The 16,923-nt window shown below is 42.0% G+C and carries 16 protein-coding genes; 12 read left to right on the top strand and 4 right to left on the bottom strand.

What is annotated here, in order from left to right; translation table 11 throughout:
- Positions 1-25 precede the first annotated feature (25 nt).
- Positions 26-670: an FMN-dependent NADH-azoreductase gene (locus ACNO7B_RS15045; protein WP_024719774.1), complete on the bottom strand. Its 645-nt coding sequence runs from the start codon at positions 668-670 to the stop codon at positions 26-28.
- A gap of 83 nt (positions 671-753) precedes the next feature.
- Here ACNO7B_RS15045 and ACNO7B_RS15040 point away from each other — a divergent pair, with 83 nt between their 5' ends.
- Positions 754-1,686, top strand: coding sequence for a helix-turn-helix transcriptional regulator (locus ACNO7B_RS15040; protein ID WP_417901660.1), 933 nt, complete (start codon positions 754-756; stop codon positions 1,684-1,686).
- Positions 1,687-1,766: 80 nt separating this feature from the next.
- On the opposite strand, the gene ACNO7B_RS15035 is transcribed toward ACNO7B_RS15040, so the two are convergent.
- On the bottom strand, positions 1,767-2,972 hold the full coding sequence (locus tag ACNO7B_RS15035; protein WP_417901659.1) for a DUF418 domain-containing protein: 1,206 nt from the start codon (positions 2,970-2,972) through the stop codon (positions 1,767-1,769).
- 236 nt (positions 2,973-3,208) lie between these two features.
- Here ACNO7B_RS15035 and ACNO7B_RS15030 point away from each other — a divergent pair, with 236 nt between their 5' ends.
- From ACNO7B_RS15030 to ACNO7B_RS14990, 9 genes are all read left to right on the top strand, one after another.
- The gene (locus ACNO7B_RS15030; protein ID WP_417901658.1) at positions 3,209-3,904 is read left to right on the top strand and encodes a response regulator transcription factor; all 696 of its coding nucleotides are present in this window, start codon (positions 3,209-3,211) and stop codon (positions 3,902-3,904) included.
- Positions 3,891-5,198: a sensor histidine kinase gene (locus tag ACNO7B_RS15025; protein WP_191219087.1), complete on the top strand. Its 1,308-nt coding sequence runs from the start codon at positions 3,891-3,893 to the stop codon at positions 5,196-5,198. The genes ACNO7B_RS15030 and ACNO7B_RS15025 overlap by 14 nt, the downstream gene beginning before the upstream one ends.
- A gap of 38 nt (positions 5,199-5,236) precedes the next feature.
- Positions 5,237-5,665 (top strand): phosphate-starvation-inducible protein PsiE, encoded by a 429-nt coding sequence (gene psiE, locus ACNO7B_RS15020; protein ID WP_060832622.1) that lies wholly within the window; start codon positions 5,237-5,239, stop codon positions 5,663-5,665.
- Positions 5,666-6,154: 489 nt separating this feature from the next.
- Complete coding sequence (locus ACNO7B_RS15015; protein WP_035389322.1) at positions 6,155-7,066, top strand: alpha/beta hydrolase; 912 nt, start codon at positions 6,155-6,157, stop codon at positions 7,064-7,066.
- A 71-nt stretch (positions 7,067-7,137) separates the two neighbouring features.
- Positions 7,138-8,040, top strand: a complete 903-nt coding sequence (locus tag ACNO7B_RS15010) for an alpha/beta hydrolase (protein WP_046526529.1) — start codon at positions 7,138-7,140, stop codon at positions 8,038-8,040.
- A gap of 139 nt (positions 8,041-8,179) precedes the next feature.
- Complete coding sequence (locus ACNO7B_RS15005; protein WP_046526530.1) at positions 8,180-9,133, top strand: ABC transporter substrate-binding protein; 954 nt, start codon at positions 8,180-8,182, stop codon at positions 9,131-9,133.
- A 70-nt stretch (positions 9,134-9,203) separates the two neighbouring features.
- The gene (locus tag ACNO7B_RS15000) at positions 9,204-10,220 is read left to right on the top strand and encodes a FecCD family ABC transporter permease (protein ID WP_007500383.1); all 1,017 of its coding nucleotides are present in this window, start codon (positions 9,204-9,206) and stop codon (positions 10,218-10,220) included.
- Positions 10,213-11,250 carry a FecCD family ABC transporter permease gene (locus ACNO7B_RS14995; RefSeq protein ID WP_035389316.1) on the top strand — a complete coding sequence of 346 codons (1,038 nt, stop codon included), beginning with the start codon at positions 10,213-10,215 and terminating at the stop codon, positions 11,248-11,250. The genes ACNO7B_RS15000 and ACNO7B_RS14995 overlap by 8 nt, the downstream gene beginning before the upstream one ends.
- 21 nt (positions 11,251-11,271) lie before the next feature.
- A complete protein-coding gene (locus tag ACNO7B_RS14990) occupies positions 11,272-12,015 on the top strand; it encodes an IucA/IucC family C-terminal-domain containing protein (RefSeq protein ID WP_417901657.1) in 744 nt (247 codons plus the stop codon).
- 15 nt (positions 12,016-12,030) lie between these two features.
- Here ACNO7B_RS14990 and ACNO7B_RS14985 read toward each other — a convergent pair whose 3' ends face one another.
- Positions 12,031-12,909 (bottom strand): endonuclease I family protein, encoded by an 879-nt coding sequence (locus ACNO7B_RS14985; protein WP_417901656.1) that lies wholly within the window; start codon positions 12,907-12,909, stop codon positions 12,031-12,033.
- Positions 12,910-13,082: 173 nt separating this feature from the next.
- Here ACNO7B_RS14985 and ACNO7B_RS14980 point away from each other — a divergent pair, with 173 nt between their 5' ends.
- Positions 13,083-14,318, top strand: coding sequence for a pyridoxal-phosphate-dependent aminotransferase family protein (locus tag ACNO7B_RS14980; protein WP_417901655.1), 1,236 nt, complete (start codon positions 13,083-13,085; stop codon positions 14,316-14,318).
- Positions 14,319-14,481: 163 nt separating this feature from the next.
- Positions 14,482-15,675, top strand: a complete 1,194-nt coding sequence (locus ACNO7B_RS14975; protein ID WP_074041924.1) for an MFS transporter — start codon at positions 14,482-14,484, stop codon at positions 15,673-15,675.
- 48 nt (positions 15,676-15,723) lie between these two features.
- Here ACNO7B_RS14975 and ACNO7B_RS14970 read toward each other — a convergent pair whose 3' ends face one another.
- Positions 15,724-16,881: an oxalate decarboxylase family bicupin gene (locus tag ACNO7B_RS14970; protein WP_417901654.1), complete on the bottom strand. Its 1,158-nt coding sequence runs from the start codon at positions 16,879-16,881 to the stop codon at positions 15,724-15,726.
- Between the last annotated feature and the right edge of the window lie 42 nt (positions 16,882-16,923).

The following is a 16,923-nucleotide window of genomic DNA, read 5'->3' as shown; positions in this document are numbered from 1 at the left end:
GTTCTGGGTCTTGAAAAAATAGAGGTTAACGAGGTGCATAAAACGCATCTAAGGTTTTCGTCATATCATCAGATGCAGATTGTAAGATAGTCCTTTGATCTAAAATCGCTGTTCCTTGTGCCCGGACAATATGAAATTGATGAAAACCCATCAAGTTTTGGAATATTTCCTTTAGGTAGTAATGTGAGAATTCCAGAGGTGTGTAGCGATCGTTATTTGTGAAAATTGAGCCGCTTGCTTGAAGCAAAAGTACACGATAATCATCAGTCATCAGACCAACTGAACCATTTTCTGTATATTTAAACGTTTCTCTAGCAATGAAGATATTATCTATATAATCTTTCATACGTGACGTCACATTGAAATTATGAACAGGTGACACGATCACAATTCGATGATGTGCTTTGAATTGGGCCAATAAAGCAGATGAAGCAGCGGCGATTTTTTCCTCCGCAGCTGTTAATGATTGTTCAGATGCCTGCTTATCCCAAATACGTAGCAGCTGGTCTTTTTCGATACGAGGAATTTCAGTTCCATATAAATGTAAAATTGTTGGCTCCTCATGAGGGAATCTTTTTTTGAACTGTTCTAAAAATAGTGTTTGCAGTTTGTTTGAATAACTTTCTTGATGAGTGAAATCAGGGTGCGCGTTAATAATGAATGTTTTCATATGCATGCTCCTTTTCTTTTGATAAACTGAGTATAAAATATAAAGGTGACAAAACATGTCACCTTTTTCAGAAGGAAAATCAAATGAAAAAATCAGAACGCTTAAACCAAGAGCTTATTTTTTTAAGTGATAAATATTCATTTCAATTAAAAGATTTAGAAACTGAATTTGGCATTTCTAAACGTACGGCTTTAAGAGATATGGAAGAGCTAGAGTCCATGGGCTTAGCTTTTTATGTTGAAAATGGCAGACATGGAGGATATCGGATCGTGAATCAATCTCCATTGGTTCCGATCTATTTTCAAATAGATGAAGTTCAAGCCATTTTTTTTGCTCTTAAAGCCTTAGATCTGTTGTCAGCAACACCATTTAAAAAGTCTTACTCACAGATTCGCCAAAAACTGTTTGCTACAATGTCTGATGAGAGAAAACATCGGATCACGGAGATTTTGGATGTGATTCATTACTATCATGTCGCACCAGTGAGTGAACAACATCATTTGGATTTGATATTGCAGGCAATGATGGAAGATCAAATCGTGAAGATGACATACACTCAATATGAACATAAAAGGATCAGGCTACAATTTCTTGAGTTGTTTTATCGAAATGGGATTTGGTTCACCGAAGCATATGATGTTCAGAATAAAAAGTGGGGCATCTACAGATGTGATTGTATGACGGACTTGATGATCGAAGAAAAAACGAAAGACACTTTTACGAAGGGAGAATTAAAAGCACTGCAGCTCGAGTACGAAAAAACCTATCATGATATCTCTTTTAAATGTCGATTAACGGAACAAGGGAAAGAGAAGTTTTTAAAGAATCATTATCCGAATATGAGATTGGAGACCATTGATGATACGCCTTATATTGTAGGGGGATACAACCAAGAAGAATTATCGTATATGACTCACTATTTGATCTCATTTGGGAAACATATCAAAATTGAATACCCCGATGAATTAAAAGAGAGTTATTTGACTCAATTGCAAGAAATGATGGATCAATATTAAAAATGAACGGATTGTATCTGAATCACAAAAAACTTAACACATTAAAAAAAGGCGAACTGTCGTAATTCGCCTTTTTTCTATTACTTCGCCGCCTGAAATGTATTTGTTTTCGATTTGTCATTGATCTTTCCATACGTCAGCTGACGCCAGATAAATTCCATCGGTCCAGACTTAAATCGCTTTAACCATAACGTACTGAAAAGGACAAGGAAGGCATACACGCAAATAGCCATGAAGAACGTACCAGCGGGTTGAAGATGATCTGCAAGTCCGGCTCCATATTTCAGAAAAAGCACTGTTCCAATGATCGAGTGAAGCAAATAGCAGGTCAGTGACATCCGTCCGACCTTGGTAAAAACCATCAAAGCACCTCGCAGCTGAGGAACGTGCAAAAACAGCATCGCAAGTGAACTCATATAGAACATACTGCCAGTCAATCCCCCATTTTGCTCAAGTGCAGAGACAATGTTCATCCATGGCGTATGTTCAAAAGGGGTGACCGCTGTCATAATCGTACTGCCTTGTGTGATAAGAAAAGCGATTGTACAAATCATCCAAATACGATTCCAAATCGCTTTTTTCGTCTCCATGTTTTTGAAAAACGACATTTTCACAAAATACACACCAAGTAAAAACATGAAGAACATCGAATAGACAGTGGAAAATGAGCTGGAAGCCATCGTGACCATATCGGCCCACCGGTCACCAATAGATGCTAAATAAGTCAGACTGTTGTGGCTAGTCAGCTCGAAATCAGCAAAATCCGGCTTGCCTGATGATTCTGTACTGATGGTGTTGAGCAGCATTGAGAAAAGAGGCGTGAGCAATTGAATCACAAAGAGTGTGATCAGCCAGTACAGGATGGTTTTGGCTGTGCGTTTGTAAAAGAAAAGCAATAAGAAGCCCGCGACAGCATAATAGGTTAAAATATCTCCAATCCATACAAACGTGACATGCAGAAGACCAATCCCTAAGAGAATGGTTAATCTGCGAGCAAACAACTTGTTCGGGCTGTCCACCTTCTGAGCAGCTCGATCCATAAAAATCATAAACCCAACCCCGAATAGAAAAGAAAATAACGTAATGAATTTCCCTGAGGCGAACCAATTCACCAAGTTGTGAAATACATCATTAGACTCCATCTCAAATCCCTTGACCGAATCCACAATCAAAAAATAGTTGACCAAAATAATTCCCATTAAGGCGAATCCTCGTACGATGTCCAAGAAATGCACCCGTTCTTTAAGACTCATTGGTTGTCCGTGTTCTACTTTGCTTACATTCATATTAATGCTCCTTTTCATGTATTGGATCTAAAGATAGATCCTTCAATAAATCAATATACAGGCCAATTCTTAATCATTTATGAAGATCCAATTTTTTGAAAATAAATGTGACAACTTGATGGCAATTGATCATATTCATAAACACTTAAGATTTATGGTGTATCTTTTCACATAGCTAGATGATATATAGTAATAACATATAAGAATGAAGTCATGGAGGATGAGGTGAGAGAGATATGACCCATCGAATATTAGTTGTAGAGGATGATCAGGATATTGGTGACCTGTTGCAAGAAACTCTGACACGTACAGGGTATGAGGTGTTGAGAGCCATGAATGGCAAGCAGGCATTGCATGTTATAGATGATTCGCTGGATTTGGTGATTTTGGATGTCATGATGCCAGGTATCTCCGGTATAGAAACGTGCCAGCAAATAAGAGCCTCCTCAAACGTTCCCATTTTATTTCTGACAGCCAGATCAAGTACATTGGATAAAACAGAAGGATTACTCGCTGGCGGAGATGATTATATGACAAAACCTTTTTCAGAAGAGGAGCTTCACGCTAGGGTCATGGCGCAATTGCGCAGATATACCATCTATCAGGAAAAAAAGGAACAGGAAGAAACCTATTTAGTTGGTGGTAGCCTGAGGGTGAGTGAGGAATTTAATGAAGTGTGGAAAAGTGGGCAGCAAATCAAGTTATCTGATTTAGAATATCGGATATTAAAACTGCTCATGAACAAACGAAACAAAATATTTTCTGCTCAAAATATTTATGAAAGCGTGTGGGGCCAGCCTTATTTTTATTGTTCAAACAATACGGTTATGGTGCATATCCGAAAGCTGCGTGCCAAAATTGAAGATGACCCGGCTCGTCCCGTGTATATCAAAACAGAATGGGGGAGAGGATACCGGTTTGGCACATCGTAAATATACGCTGACCAAAAAGCTGTCACTGCTCATTTTGGTCGCTGCTATCGTAAGTGGTGTTGTCTTTTTGACACTGCAAAAGATCACTGATCACCTGATTGAAGGATATTTAAGTTCGGATGAGTACTATAAGGAAGAATCTGCTAGATACATTCGAACATTCAGCCGCTACGTTTCAGAACATGAGCTGACTTCAACGGATCGAAAAGCATTCGGTGAGTGGGTGAAAAAAGAAGATTATATTAATCTCACTGTTTACAAGGATGAAGTGCTTCAATATGACTCGATTTACTCTGTCGCTGACGAATCGGCCTATGGGAAAGAAAAGGTGACCGACTACGCAAAGCGTCATTCTTACCCGGTTCAATTTAGCGACGGAGAAGGTAGGGTTATGGTAGACGGATTTTACTCCTCTCGATATCACGATCTCGCCTTTACACTAGAACTGCTTGGTGCAACACTCATTTTTCTCATGATTGTGCTTGTTGGCATTCGCCGAAGTCTGCGGTACTTGCAAACGATCCGTGAAGAGATTCATATTCTTGAAGGCGGTGAGCTCGATTATGAGATGACAGTGAAGGGGCATGATGAATTGGCCATGATTGCAAAGAGTATTGAGGATTTAAGAACAGCCTTTTTGGACAAGCTTCAGGCTATTGATGATCTGCAGGAAGAGAGCCGCAGCTTGGTGACCGAAATGTCGCATGATATGAGGACCCCGCTGACATCACTCATCATGAATCTTGAATTTGCGAAAAAAGAGGAGGCTCTAGCGGATACCCGCAAGGAGCAATATATAGCGAGTGCGTATGGAAAAGCCCTGCAATTAAAGAATCTGTCTGACAATCTATTTGCCTATTTCCTGCTAGATAAAGATCACGAGTCAGAGCTTGAAACCGTTGCAGTGAAAGAAGTGATTTATGATCTTCTATCAGATCAGGTCGCCCTGCTGCATCAGGAGAATTTCACGGTCCATATTGTAGGCGAAATGCCGGATAGCTATATTAATGTGAATGTCGAGGAGCTTGGCAGAGTATTTGATAATGTGATGTCTAACTTACGTAAATACGCAGATCCTGAAAAGGACATTCAGATCACTTTTTTATCCGACCAAGATGTCTTTGAAATCCATGTGAGCAATGCGATAAAAAAGACAGACATCATACCGGAAAGCAATGGACTCGGGGAACGAAGCATCAAGCGGATGATGTCCCGAATGCATGGACAGTTTGAAAGTGTAGAAAAACACGATACCTACTACATCGTACTGCGATTTTGGAATACCAAAATGTAGAGAGCAAAAACAACATCATGGAATGGGGAAACAATCTGATGAAACGATTCAACAATTTCCAAAAGGTACCTGATCTTCTGCAAGCCCTTCTGAATATCTGCCTGTTCTTTCTAGCGATTGCGCTAAGCGTACTCTTAATTAGTGAAACATGGTACATCGTGCAATTCGTCTATAAAACATTGTTTAACAAAGGAGAAAGCTATTATGGAATGCTTGGCGAGCTGCTGATCTTCTTTATGTATTTTGAATTTATCGCCTTAATTATTAAATACTTTAAATCCAACTTTCATTTTCCGCTTCGCTATTTCATTTATATTGGCATCACAGCTGTCATCCGTTTGATTATCATTGATCATGAAGAGGCGGTATCGACATTCTGGTGGGCACTGGCCATACTTGCAATGACCTGTGCACTCTTTATCGCGAGCAAAAGAGATACTGCTCATGAGCATGAGGAAGTGAAGTGAGGAAGAAGAAGGAGGAGTGGTCAACACTCGTCTCAGCGTGTAGACAAACCCCTGCATTCGGTGTCAGTCCTGCGCTCCGGTGCTCACGAATGTCAAATTCGCTCTGCTCCGGTGCTCGTCCTTCCTAGACTGCAAAGGTTTTCTATCACGCTGAAAAGAAGACAAAGGGCTAAAATCAAGTTCATTTTAGCCCTTTGTCAACAATCTGGGACGAGTGGTCAACACTCGTCTTTTTTGTGTTTAAATGAACAGTTTTTGAATATGTGTTGATTAATGAACAATGATTGAAAGATTGACAATTGATGATGATGTATCTAGAAAATATAATATAAATAGACAGGTGTTCATAAATGAATAGATGTATCGAAAAAGTAATCTGTCCAAAGCAGTTAACGGATTCACAAGTTCTTATGTTATGCTTTAGAAAAAGAGAAACCATTCTTTTCCTAGACATTGATTGTCATCATTCTATCTATAGGGGTCGATCGTATGCGAAGTATTCAAAGTTTGTTTGTTGAATGGTTACTTGTACTTACAAAGAAGAAACTAAATGTTGAGGGGTATTTAGAAGAACGAAGAATGGCGAATCAATTACCTTATGTGCTGCCTGAGAAGTTGAAAAAGAAATATCACATCACCAAAAGCAGCACGTTTTCAGTCGATACGTACATGTTGAAATCAGATGTGCAGCCAGATGATCATCAGGTGCTATTTTTACATGGAGGAGGCTATATTGAGCAGCCGCTCGTATGGCATTGGCGTTTCTTGGATCGATTGACGAAGCAATTAAATAGTACGGTGTATGTGCCAGTTTATCCTAAAGCACCGAATCATCAGTATATGGATGCAATCGAGAGTGTTCTCCCAGTTTACCAAGCTCTTTTAGAAAAAGGAACACCAGAAAAAATCGTCATCATGGGTGATTCTGCTGGCGGCGGTTTATCGCTCGCCTTTGCTCAATACTTAGCAAAAAAAGGTCTCCCGCAACCTGGAAACATGATTCTATTATCACCATGGCTTGATGTGACATTAAGTCATCCTGATATCGCTAAAATGGTTCCAAAAGAGCCAATGCTCAACCTAGATTTACTAATCGAATCGGGCAAAGCCTATGCAGGTGATACAGATGAAACACATCATTTGATCAGTCCAATCTATGGAGAAATCAAATCGTTAGGACGAATTTCTGTTTTTATTGGCACTCATGAATTCTTTCTCCCAGATGCCCGGAAATTCAAAGAGATGGCAGACAAGCAGGGTGTTCCCATCAACTATATCGAATACCCAAAAATGAATCACGTCTTTCCTGTCTTCCCTATTCCCGAAGCGAACCAAGCGTTAAAACAAATTGTCGCTATTATTGAGAGCAAGACGTTCCCTTTGAGGGATATGACAAAATAGGATGCGAACATGAGGATGGCCAGCAATGCTCTAGCCATTCTCGTTTCTAATTGGAGGATCAAAAGTTAATTATGAACGAAACAGAACCGTTCTCATTTACAAGTATGCAGGAAGTAGCTCCTGTAGCTATTCCAGAAAGACAGTTCATTCAATCACATGACGGCATACGTCTTGCTTATTATCCGTTTTTATCAGAAACAAACACGCAGACCAATGTGATCATCATTCATGGCGGAGGCGCTCACAGCTTGGCTGGTTATGAGCATATTGCCTATACATTGCAACATGATTTTCACGTGAATGTGTTTTTGCTGGATTTGAGAGGCCACGGATATTCTGAAGGAAAGAAGGGGGATACACCCAAAGTCACTGACGTATGGCAAGATATTTCGCAAGTTGTGGATGTCATCAAACAGCAGCACGAAGGAGCACTTTATCTTTGTGGTCATTCCTCTGGAGCTGGATTGCTGCTTCAATATCTATCTTGGGATGAAAAAAGAAAAGTAGACGGTTACTTTTTTATTGCTCCTGAATTTGGCTACAAATCTGAAACAGCGAAGTCTAATCAAGTCCCTTTTGCCACAGTTCAAGTTTGGAAATTCGTGCTTTCTGCGATGACAAAAGGAAGGCTGATGGGGCATTCAGAAGCTGTACGATTTCACTACCCAGCATGGGTGATTGCACAAGATCCACTTCTTTTAACAGGCATTACCATCAATATGTCTCTTGCCTTAACGCCATCTGCACCTCAAAAACAATTTGCAAGGCTGGATCAGCCTTATGGCATGTTTGTTGGAAGCGAGGATGAGTTATACGACGTAGACAAATTTCATCCATATCTGGCGCTTCCAAATCAGCAGGTGAAAAATCAATCTGTTTACCAAGTGATAGAAAACCATACTCATTTGTCCATTTTACTAGAATCGGGAAAAAAGATTGGGCATACAATCCAAATGTGGAAAAGTTCCAATTAACCTGAACAACTAGTCAACACTCTACCTTTTTCTTAAAAATTTACATTGACACCATCCTTTTCTATGATAAAATCATAGTGTGATAATGAGAATCGTTATCAAACGATATGACTACATATAGAATGGATAGGTGAGGTACATGTTCAAAAAATCTTTTTGGTCGCTATTAGTTGTGCTCTCCATCATATTACTTGCGGCTTGTGGCAGTAATAGCAGCGAAGGCAAGTCAGATAGTAATGAGAAAACAAGAACCGTTGAAAGCGCTATCGGTTCAACTGAAATTAAAGGATCGCCTAAACGTGTGGTGACGTTGTATCAAGGAGCAACGGATGCAGCCGTCGCTATGGGCATTAAACCAGTGGGTGTTGTAGAATCTTGGCTTGAAGCACCTACGTATAAATATTTAAGAGATGATTTAAAGGGTGTCAAAATTGTTGGGCAGGAAACACAACCAAACTTAGAAGAAATTGAAAAGCTGAAGCCAGATTTGATCATTGCATCAAAAATCCGTCACGAGCAAATTTTTGATCAGCTGAAAGAAATCGCTCCAACTGTTGCAACAGAAACAGTGTTCACGTTTAAAGACACAGTGAATTTAATGGGTGAAGCGTTAAACAAGCAAGACAAATCAAAAGAATTGCTGACGAAGTGGGATGACCGCGTCGCTGACTTCAAAGAAAAAGCAAAGAAAGACATTAAAAACTGGCCAATGAGTGTGTCTGTGGTGAACTTCCGTGCAGATCATGCAAGAATCTATCAAACTGGGTTTGCAGGTTCAATTTTAACAGAGCTAGGCTTTGAAGGTCCAAAAAATGTCAAAGATAAAAAGCAAGATATCATTACACTTACAGACAAAGAGAGCATTCCACAAATGGATGCAGATGTGATCTATTACTTCATGGATGATCAGGATAAAGCAGTTGAAAAAGCATATAAAGAGTGGACAAGTCATCCTTTATGGAAGCAGCTTGATGCAGTGAAAGCGAAACAAGTGCATAAAGTGGATGAAATCACTTGGAACATGGCTGGCGGTATCACCGCTGCAAACATGATGCTTGATGATATTTATGATCGTCTAGGGCTTGATAAATAAGTGTAGCAGAGGAGAAAATGTGAAAAACCATTTTCTCCTTTTTCCATAACAGATTGAAAGCGGGAATCAGATGAGAAGTTTATTAAAAAAGGATTCGAGCAAGGCACTGCTATTTGCTGGATTCATCGTGTTGATGTTGGTCTTTTTTATGCTCAGTATTTCTCTTGGGCAAACCTCAATTTCCCTCAAAGCCACCATCCATGCGTTTCTTCAGTTTGATGAGTCAGATCCAAACAGTGTGATTGTCATGACATCCAGATTATCAAGAGCTTTAATTGCGACGGTTGTTGGATCAAGTCTAGCGATTTCAGGTGCACTCATGCAGGCATTGACGAGAAATCCGCTGGCTGCACCAGATCTTTTAGGTATTAATGCAGGTGGACTCTTTTTTATTGTGATTTCGATTGTTTTCTTTTCTACCGAGTCGTTAACAGGTTATATGTGGACGGCCTTTTTAGGCGCTGCCATTGCAGGTATGCTCGTCTTTCTTCTAGGCTCCATTGGAAGAGACGGACTGACACCAGTCAAAATTGTACTCGCAGGTGCTGCGATATCTGCTCTGTTTGCGTCCTTTACTCAAGGACTTTTAATCGTGAATGAACAGTCCATTCAAAGCATCCTGTTCTGGATGGCTGGTTCAGTGTCAGGAAGAAGTATAGATATGCTGCTGCCTGTGTTGCCTTATATTCTTGGGGCGACTGTGGTGGCGCTGCTTCTTGGCCGCTCGATCAATGTCCTTTTATCGGGTGATGATATTGCGAAAGGGCTTGGCCAGCGTACGCTTCTTTTGAAGATGACGATGGGGGTACTCGTCGTCTTTTTAGCAGGAGGTTCCGTCGCTGTTGCAGGATCCATTGGATTTGTTGGTTTTCTTGTGCCGCATATTGTGAAAAAGCTCGTTGGACCTGACCACCGCTGGGTACTGCCGTATTGTGCCGTTGTAGGGGCGTCGCTTTTACTTGTCGCAGACCTTGCCGCTCGTTTTCTGATCATGCCGCAGGAAGTACCGATTGGTGTCATGACGGCGGTAGCAGGAGCGCCTCTATTTGTTTATCTCGTGCGCAAGGGGTTGAAGACAGGTGGCTAAAACATATACAGTGCGTTCAAAGGGCGGACGCATTTCATTTCAATTTTCAAAGCGGACGTTTTTGATTTTACTATTATTGACAGGCATTGCCTTTGGTTTATTTATTCTGAGCCTTTGTATGGGCAGCCGCTTTATTCCGCCTACTGATGTGCTGCTGCATATCTTCGGACAAGGCGAGGGAAATACGTTTGTATTAAATACGTTGAGGATTCCAAGGACCCTGCTTGCGGTTTTAGTGGGAGCGGCACTTGCGGTATCGGGGCTTATTTTACAAGGTCTCATTCGAAATCCGCTTGCATCGCCTGACATCATAGGAATTACGAGCGGTGCGTCGTTTGGCGCCATTATGTTCATCGTCTTTTGGATGGGCACTGTGCCTATTGCTTATCAGTCGTTGTGGGCCATTGCAGGCGCTTTTGCGGTATCATGCCTGATTTATTTGCTTTCATGGAAAAAAGGCGTCAAGCCGATCACGCTCGTCTTGATGGGGATTGGGATTTCCGCCATTATGAAGGCGTGTGTGACGTTTACTCTTGTGCTCAGCGATACGATGACCACGACCAAGTCATACATCTGGCTGACGGGCAGTTTATATGGTTCTACAATGAAGGACGTCATCGCAATGCTTCCTTGGGTATTGATGATTTTACCGATTGTCATGGTGCTTGCAAGAACGATGAATGTGAAGGAGCTTGGAGATGATCTTGCAACAGGTCTCGGGGTCAAGGTTCAGGCGAAGCGGTTATTCTTTCTACTGATGAGTGTGACATTAGCCGGTATTGCCGTTGCATTCGCAGGTGGTATTGAATTTGTCGGACTGATGGCGCCGCATGTTGCAAGGATGATCATCGGTCGTTCCTTTATTGCGCTTGTTCCAGCATCTGCGCTTGTTGGAAGTATTCTCGTGATGCTGGCAGACTTAGTTGCGAGAACGGCCTTTCTTCCGTTAGATGTCCCGGCAGGTGTGTTTACGGCGGCGATTGGCGCACCGTTCTTTATTTATTTGTTATATCAACAGCGAAATCGTTAAACGAAAGATGGGGGTTTTGATATGAAGCCAGAGTGGGTTGAGAGAGAATTACTTGATTTCGGGGTACACATCACAAATGGACCAATGACATCTGATCGCACACTTGCTGCGCTTTTTTCAGAAGCATCTATCAGACGTTTATTAGAAGCTGAAAAGGAAGCGATGCATGCACCGAATATAGCAGTGGCGGCGTCCATGTTTTCAAAACGCTATGCCTATTTAGCTGTTAGTTCTACTTTGTACTTGATGACGATGTATGATGCTGTCTACCGGTTTTCACCAGAGGCGTGTGTCTTTAGAGAAGATCGTAAAATTGAGCTAGATGAAACGCTCTGTTCATTTGTTCAGTTAGAAGGAGATCGTCATGAGTGGAGAGAACAGGTCGTCCGCATGCTATTTACGCAGTGTGTCACACCACTTTTAGATGTATTGAAACGTACTTCAAGACTTCCGTATTCGATTTTATGGGAAAATATAGCGGTACGTATCAATTCTCTTTACCGTAGCATGATGCGAGAAACGGAAGAGCCTAAAATGAAAGAGCGCGTACGGGAGGATTATTTGTTTCTGAAGAAGGCATCGGGTGATCTTTTCGGAGCGAAGCAAAATCCTTTTCAGCACAGCTTAAATTTAGATGAAAGTTTGCTAGACACATCAAATCGAAAGACTTGCTGTATGTATTATAAGCTTGAGAAAAAATCAGAGAGCCTTAATTATTGTCTCGTCTGTCCGCTTGAAAAAAAGAAAGGCACTGCTTGCTCATAGCAGTGCCTCTCTTTTTTATTCCCAAATATCGCTTACCCATTCAGGGTGATCAATAAAAGGATTGCGATTGTGCTGGTACGTTTGATAGATGATTTCGTTACGATTCCGTTCGATTTGATCGACTGGATCTTGCTTGTGCCATTTCAAGAGGACAGACATTTTGCCGTGAAGAGGGGCGCTTCCATTATTCACTTTGTTGTTCAATTCTAAATCTGGGAAGCGGTCATCGCCTTCATATCGGACGGCCATATAAAAGAGCATTCTTGCTACATCTCCTTTCACCCGGCTATGAGGTTCAAATGAGTCGCTGTCGTAGAAGTTGCCCGGCGCTCCCTTGTATTCATTTCCGCCTATATCAAAATCTAAATTTCCTCGTGTGCTATTCGTTTGTACGTCTGTTGCCCGAAGGTGATGAAGATCTGTACCAGGTCCCTGGCTCGTCCCAAAATTGCCGTGAGATTTAGCCCACACATGCTCCCGGTTCCACTGTCCCACGTTTCCTCCATTTGCTTGCTTTGACCTGGAGATACCGCTATAGAGCAAGAGCACATTGCTTGGATTTTTTGGATCTTCATCCGTTTTCTTTAATGCATCCCAAACCTGGCTGTAGGATAGCTGCGTATGATCATCAATAATATCGTGTAATGCTTTCTTAAGAGCAGGCCCAGATTTGCCAGCAGCAGATTGGTAATAGGAATCAATTTGACTTGAAGCGGTTGTTTTCGCATGTTGAGCAGATGTTTCGGTTTGTAGCTGTAACGGGGAAAAGGTGATGGTTTGACTCGGTTCATTCAGAGTAAAGCCTTGAGCACTTGCAGCGGGAAGCAGCGGAGCGGCAAATGTACCGAAAATCATGATTCCGGCGGCCACAGTTCCAAATAAAGATCTTTTCATTCTATTTCCTCCTTCATAGGGAATGTATACTCTTTAGTTCTATCATATTGCCATAAAGAAATAAATGGATTTATCGTAAATTTTATGTAACCAATTCGTAAGAAAAGAGATTGCTATTTTATCAGCATTGCTGTATAAGTGGGCATATAAGGATGGACACAGCAAGGGAGAGGATGGATAACGTGAAAGAACTACACACACCTATTAGAACCATTATGACACCAGGACCTGTCGAAGTAGATCCAAGAGTCCTTCGGGTGATGAGTACACCAATTCTTGGTCAATTTGATCCTGCATTTACAGAGATCATGAATGAAACGATGACCTTATTACGATCGCTTTTTCAAACAGAAAATGAATGGGCTTATCCAATTGATGGGACGTCCCGCTCAGGAATTGAAGCTGTGCTTGCCAGTGTGATCGAGCCCGGAGATGTCATGCTCGTTCCGGTTTTTGGACGCTTCGGTCATTTGCTGATTGAAATTGGACAGCGCTATGGTGCTGAGGTACATACAATGGAATGTGAATGGGGAACGGTTTTTAATCAAGACGACATCATCGCAGAGATGCATCAAGTCAAGCCGAAAATTGTTGCGATGGTTCATGGTGAAACATCTACCGGAAGATTACAGCCGCTTGAGAAAATTGGTGAAGCATGCCGAGCGCTTGATGCGCTTTTTATTGTAGACGCTGTGGCGACAATTGGTGGTGTCGAGGTCAAGGTAGACGAATGGAAAATCGATGCGGCAATTGGGGGATCGCAGAAATGTTTGTCTGTTCCATCAGGGATGTCACCGATCACATATAATGAACGAATGGCAGACGTCGTACAATCGAGAAAGAAAGTAGAAAAAGGGATTGCAACACAGGACGAACTGCAAAAACAGGTAGACATTTCTCCAATCAAAAGCAATTACTTTGATCTAAGCCAGCTGCAAGATTATTGGAGCCCGAGACGGTTAAATCATCATACAGAAGCGACAACGATGCTTTATGCACTGAGAGAAGGGGTTCGACTTGTGCTAGAGGAAGGTCTGGAGGAACGTTTTCAGCGCCACTTGTTTCATGAGAAGGCTTTAATGGCAGGCCTTGAAGCGATGGGGCTTGAATTATTTGGTGATCCAGACTGCAAAATGCCGGTCGTGACGTGTATCGTCATTCCAAGTGATATCGACGGAGAAGCGGTCCGGGCTGATCTTCTTCATCATTTTGGAATTGAAATTGCGAGTTCATTTGGGCCGCTTGCAGGACGGATATGGAGAATTGGGTCAATGGGCTATAGCTGCCGAAAGGAAAATATTCTATTTGTTTTAGCAGGCCTTGAAGCCATCTTGATGAAATACGGTGCAGCCATCAATTGTGGCGCTGGGTTACAGGCGGCTCTTTCCATCTATGAACAAGCTGAATAAAAAAGGGATTCTCAAAATACTCGCCACCAGCGGGTATTTTTTATTTGGGAAAAAACGCTGTTTTTTGAAAAACTAGACTTATAGAGAGCGATATCGCTATACTGAAGAAGTTCTTATCATTTTTGTCATCATTTTCATTTATTTTGAAGAAAGAGGTTTTAATATGAAAAAAATGGGCAGATTGTACATTTTGATGCTCAATATTTTTATTGCCATGCTTGGATTTGGTCTGATCGTTCCTGTCATGCCAAGTTATATTGAAGCCTTTGGCGCAACTGGGAAAACACTTGGTTTCCTCGTTGCTGCAACTGGCCTCACACAATTTGCTTTATCACCCGTCGCTGGAGCGCTGACTGATCGGTTTGGACGCAGAAAACTGATTATTGCCGGGATTGCCGGCTTTACGGTAGCTCAATTTATTTTTGCATTTGCCGATCAGCTTTGGATGCTGTTTGTGTCTCGGTTTTTAGGCGGAGCTGCTGGTGCGCTGCTGATGCCCGCCATGTTTGCCTACATTGCTGATATCACAAGTGAAAAGGACCGAGGGAAAGGGATGGGGCTTTTTAGTGCGGCGATGACACTTGGTTTTGTCATTGGGCCGGGTGTGGGCGGTTATTTGGTTGAGTTTGGGATTGCTTTTCCTTTCCTCATCGCTGGTTCTTTTGCAGCCCTGTCGACGCTGTTGTCTTTCTTGTTCTTACCTGAAACTTTAACAAAGGAAAAGCAGGAAGAAGCACGATTGAATAAAGAGCTTCATTTCAATCCTTTTACGCAGATGATTCAGGCTTTAAAAACACCATACGGTTTTTTGTTTATCTTGGCCTTTGTTTTGAATTTCGGAATCATTCATTTTGAATCGATCTTTGGCTTATATGTGGACCAAAAACATGGCTTTACACCGAAGGATATTGCATTTGTCATTACGGTAGCTGGACTTGCGGGTGTCATCGTTCAAGGTGCTTTAGTAAATACCTTTGTGAAACGATTTGGCGAAATGCGTGTCGTCCGTTATGCCCTTTTAGCCGCGGCATTTATGCTAATCGCCTGCCGCTTTGCTCCTTCCTTTTGGCTCATTTTTACGGGCTCCATTTTATTTTTATCAGCCACCTCGTTTGTTCGTCCAGCTCTCAATACATTACTTTCTAAAATGGCAGGGAATCAGCAGGGGGTAGCAGGCGGCCTCAATACCTCCTTTATGAGCCTTGCGAATATCGTCGGGCCAAGTCTTGCGGGTATTTTATTTGATGTGAATATTGAGCTGCCATTTATGTTTGGAACGCTGGTGCTTTGTATGAGTTTCATTGCTTCTATTTTATGGGCGAAAAAAGCGCAGCAACCTTCCCATGCCGTATCGTAAAGACAGCATAGAAAAAACCGATCAGCACAAATGGATCGGTTTTTTTCGTCATCGCTCATACTTCACAACTGGTGATTTTTCTTTATGCAACGCATGAATCAATGCATCGTCTACATGCAAATGCTCCTTCACTAATTGAGGAGGGGTTAAGGCCATCCATTGGTTCAATGAAATATCAGCAAATCGATCGCTTTTAAACATTTCTAGAAACCAAAGGCTCGTTTGCTCGATGTTTTGTATGTAATGCCCCATCCCGAAAGGAACATAACCAACATCACCTGCTCTGTAATTAAAGGTACGAGCTGTCCCGCTTGCTCCAAAAACCGTCATTTTAGCTGTACCAGTTAAATAGTATTGCCACTCATCATTATTTGGGTGCCAATGCATTTCTCTCATCCCGCCAGGTTTTACCTCCACAAGTGCAGCAGCAATGGTTTTAGATACTGGAAAATTGCGTGAGTCGACGATTCGTACGGTTCCACCAGAGGTCACGATTGGTTTTTGACGAAGGAGCTGGTGGGTAAATGGCGGTTTGATGCCGCCGTATGGATCAGAGACTGTTTGGCTTTCAATGGATGCCGGTGAAGAGCCTTGAAACATATAGCGTTGTTTATGTGGAATGCGGTCAAACAGCTTGATTGGCACGCCGAAATTAGCAGAAAGAATGTCTTTTGGTGTATGAGCAAACCAGTCTGTGATGGTGAACGTATCAAATTCAGAAAAAGCACCATCATCAAACACAAGGAGAAACTCACAGCCATCCTCAAGACCTTGAATGGAGTGCGGAATACCGGGCGGGAAATACCACAAGTCTCCTTCTTCTACATCAGCGATCATATTCCGTCCTTCTGCATCAACAGATGTGATCCGGGCTTTGCCTAAAATCATATATGCCCATTCCGCCTGCTTATGCCAATGAAGCTCACGAACACCTCCGCGCGTAAGCCGCATGTTCACACCAGCAATCGTTGTTGAAACAGGCAGCTCTCGCTCGGTAATTTCCCTCGACCAGCCGCCATGCTTCAAGTGCATATGTGTATCAGAATATGAAAATTTTAAATTGGGAATCGTCCCCGCATCCGTTTTAGGGGGAACGAACATATCTGGGTTCTCCAAATCGCGCAGAACGTCTCGCGGGCCTAAATCGGTTGCGCCGGCCCCATCGTCTCGAATCGGTTGCGGGATGTGACGAATCTCCTCATCCATTTGACACCACTCCTTGTCATTCACATTTCTCCTCCAAAATAT

This window comes from Bacillus sp. AK25 (assembly GCF_048270685.1).
In the GTDB taxonomy this organism is placed as follows: Bacteria; Bacillota; Bacilli; order Bacillales; family Bacillaceae; genus Bacillus; species Bacillus altitudinis.
This window is presented reverse-complemented; position numbering and strand designations above follow the sequence as displayed.

Excerpts from the sequence above, each read along its gene's own strand:
- ACNO7B_RS15040 (WP_417901660.1), top strand. The coding sequence starts at position 754 with ATGAAAAAATCAGAACGCTTAAACCAAGAGCTTATTTTTTTAAGTGAT.
- ACNO7B_RS15000 (WP_007500383.1), top strand. The coding sequence starts at position 9,204 with ATGAGAAGTTTATTAAAAAAGGATTCGAGCAAGGCACTGCTATTTGCT.
- psiE (WP_060832622.1), top strand. The coding sequence starts at position 5,237 with ATGAAACGATTCAACAATTTCCAAAAGGTACCTGATCTTCTGCAAGCC.
- ACNO7B_RS15010 (WP_046526529.1), top strand. The coding sequence starts at position 7,138 with ATGAACGAAACAGAACCGTTCTCATTTACAAGTATGCAGGAAGTAGCT.
- ACNO7B_RS15005 (WP_046526530.1), top strand. The coding sequence starts at position 8,180 with ATGTTCAAAAAATCTTTTTGGTCGCTATTAGTTGTGCTCTCCATCATA.
- ACNO7B_RS14975 (WP_074041924.1), top strand. The coding sequence starts at position 14,482 with ATGAAAAAAATGGGCAGATTGTACATTTTGATGCTCAATATTTTTATT.
- ACNO7B_RS15030 (WP_417901658.1), top strand. The coding sequence starts at position 3,209 with ATGACCCATCGAATATTAGTTGTAGAGGATGATCAGGATATTGGTGAC.
- ACNO7B_RS14990 (WP_417901657.1), top strand. The coding sequence starts at position 11,272 with ATGAAGCCAGAGTGGGTTGAGAGAGAATTACTTGATTTCGGGGTACAC.
- ACNO7B_RS15045 (WP_024719774.1), bottom strand. The coding sequence starts at position 670 with ATGAAAACATTCATTATTAACGCGCACCCTGATTTCACTCATCAAGAA.
- ACNO7B_RS15035 (WP_417901659.1), bottom strand. The coding sequence starts at position 2,972 with ATGAATGTAAGCAAAGTAGAACACGGACAACCAATGAGTCTTAAAGAA.
- ACNO7B_RS14980 (WP_417901655.1), top strand. The coding sequence starts at position 13,083 with ATGGATAACGTGAAAGAACTACACACACCTATTAGAACCATTATGACA.
- ACNO7B_RS14970 (WP_417901654.1), bottom strand. The coding sequence starts at position 16,881 with ATGGATGAGGAGATTCGTCACATCCCGCAACCGATTCGAGACGATGGG.
- ACNO7B_RS14985 (WP_417901656.1), bottom strand. The coding sequence starts at position 12,909 with ATGAAAAGATCTTTATTTGGAACTGTGGCCGCCGGAATCATGATTTTC.
- ACNO7B_RS15015 (WP_035389322.1), top strand. The coding sequence starts at position 6,155 with ATGCGAAGTATTCAAAGTTTGTTTGTTGAATGGTTACTTGTACTTACA.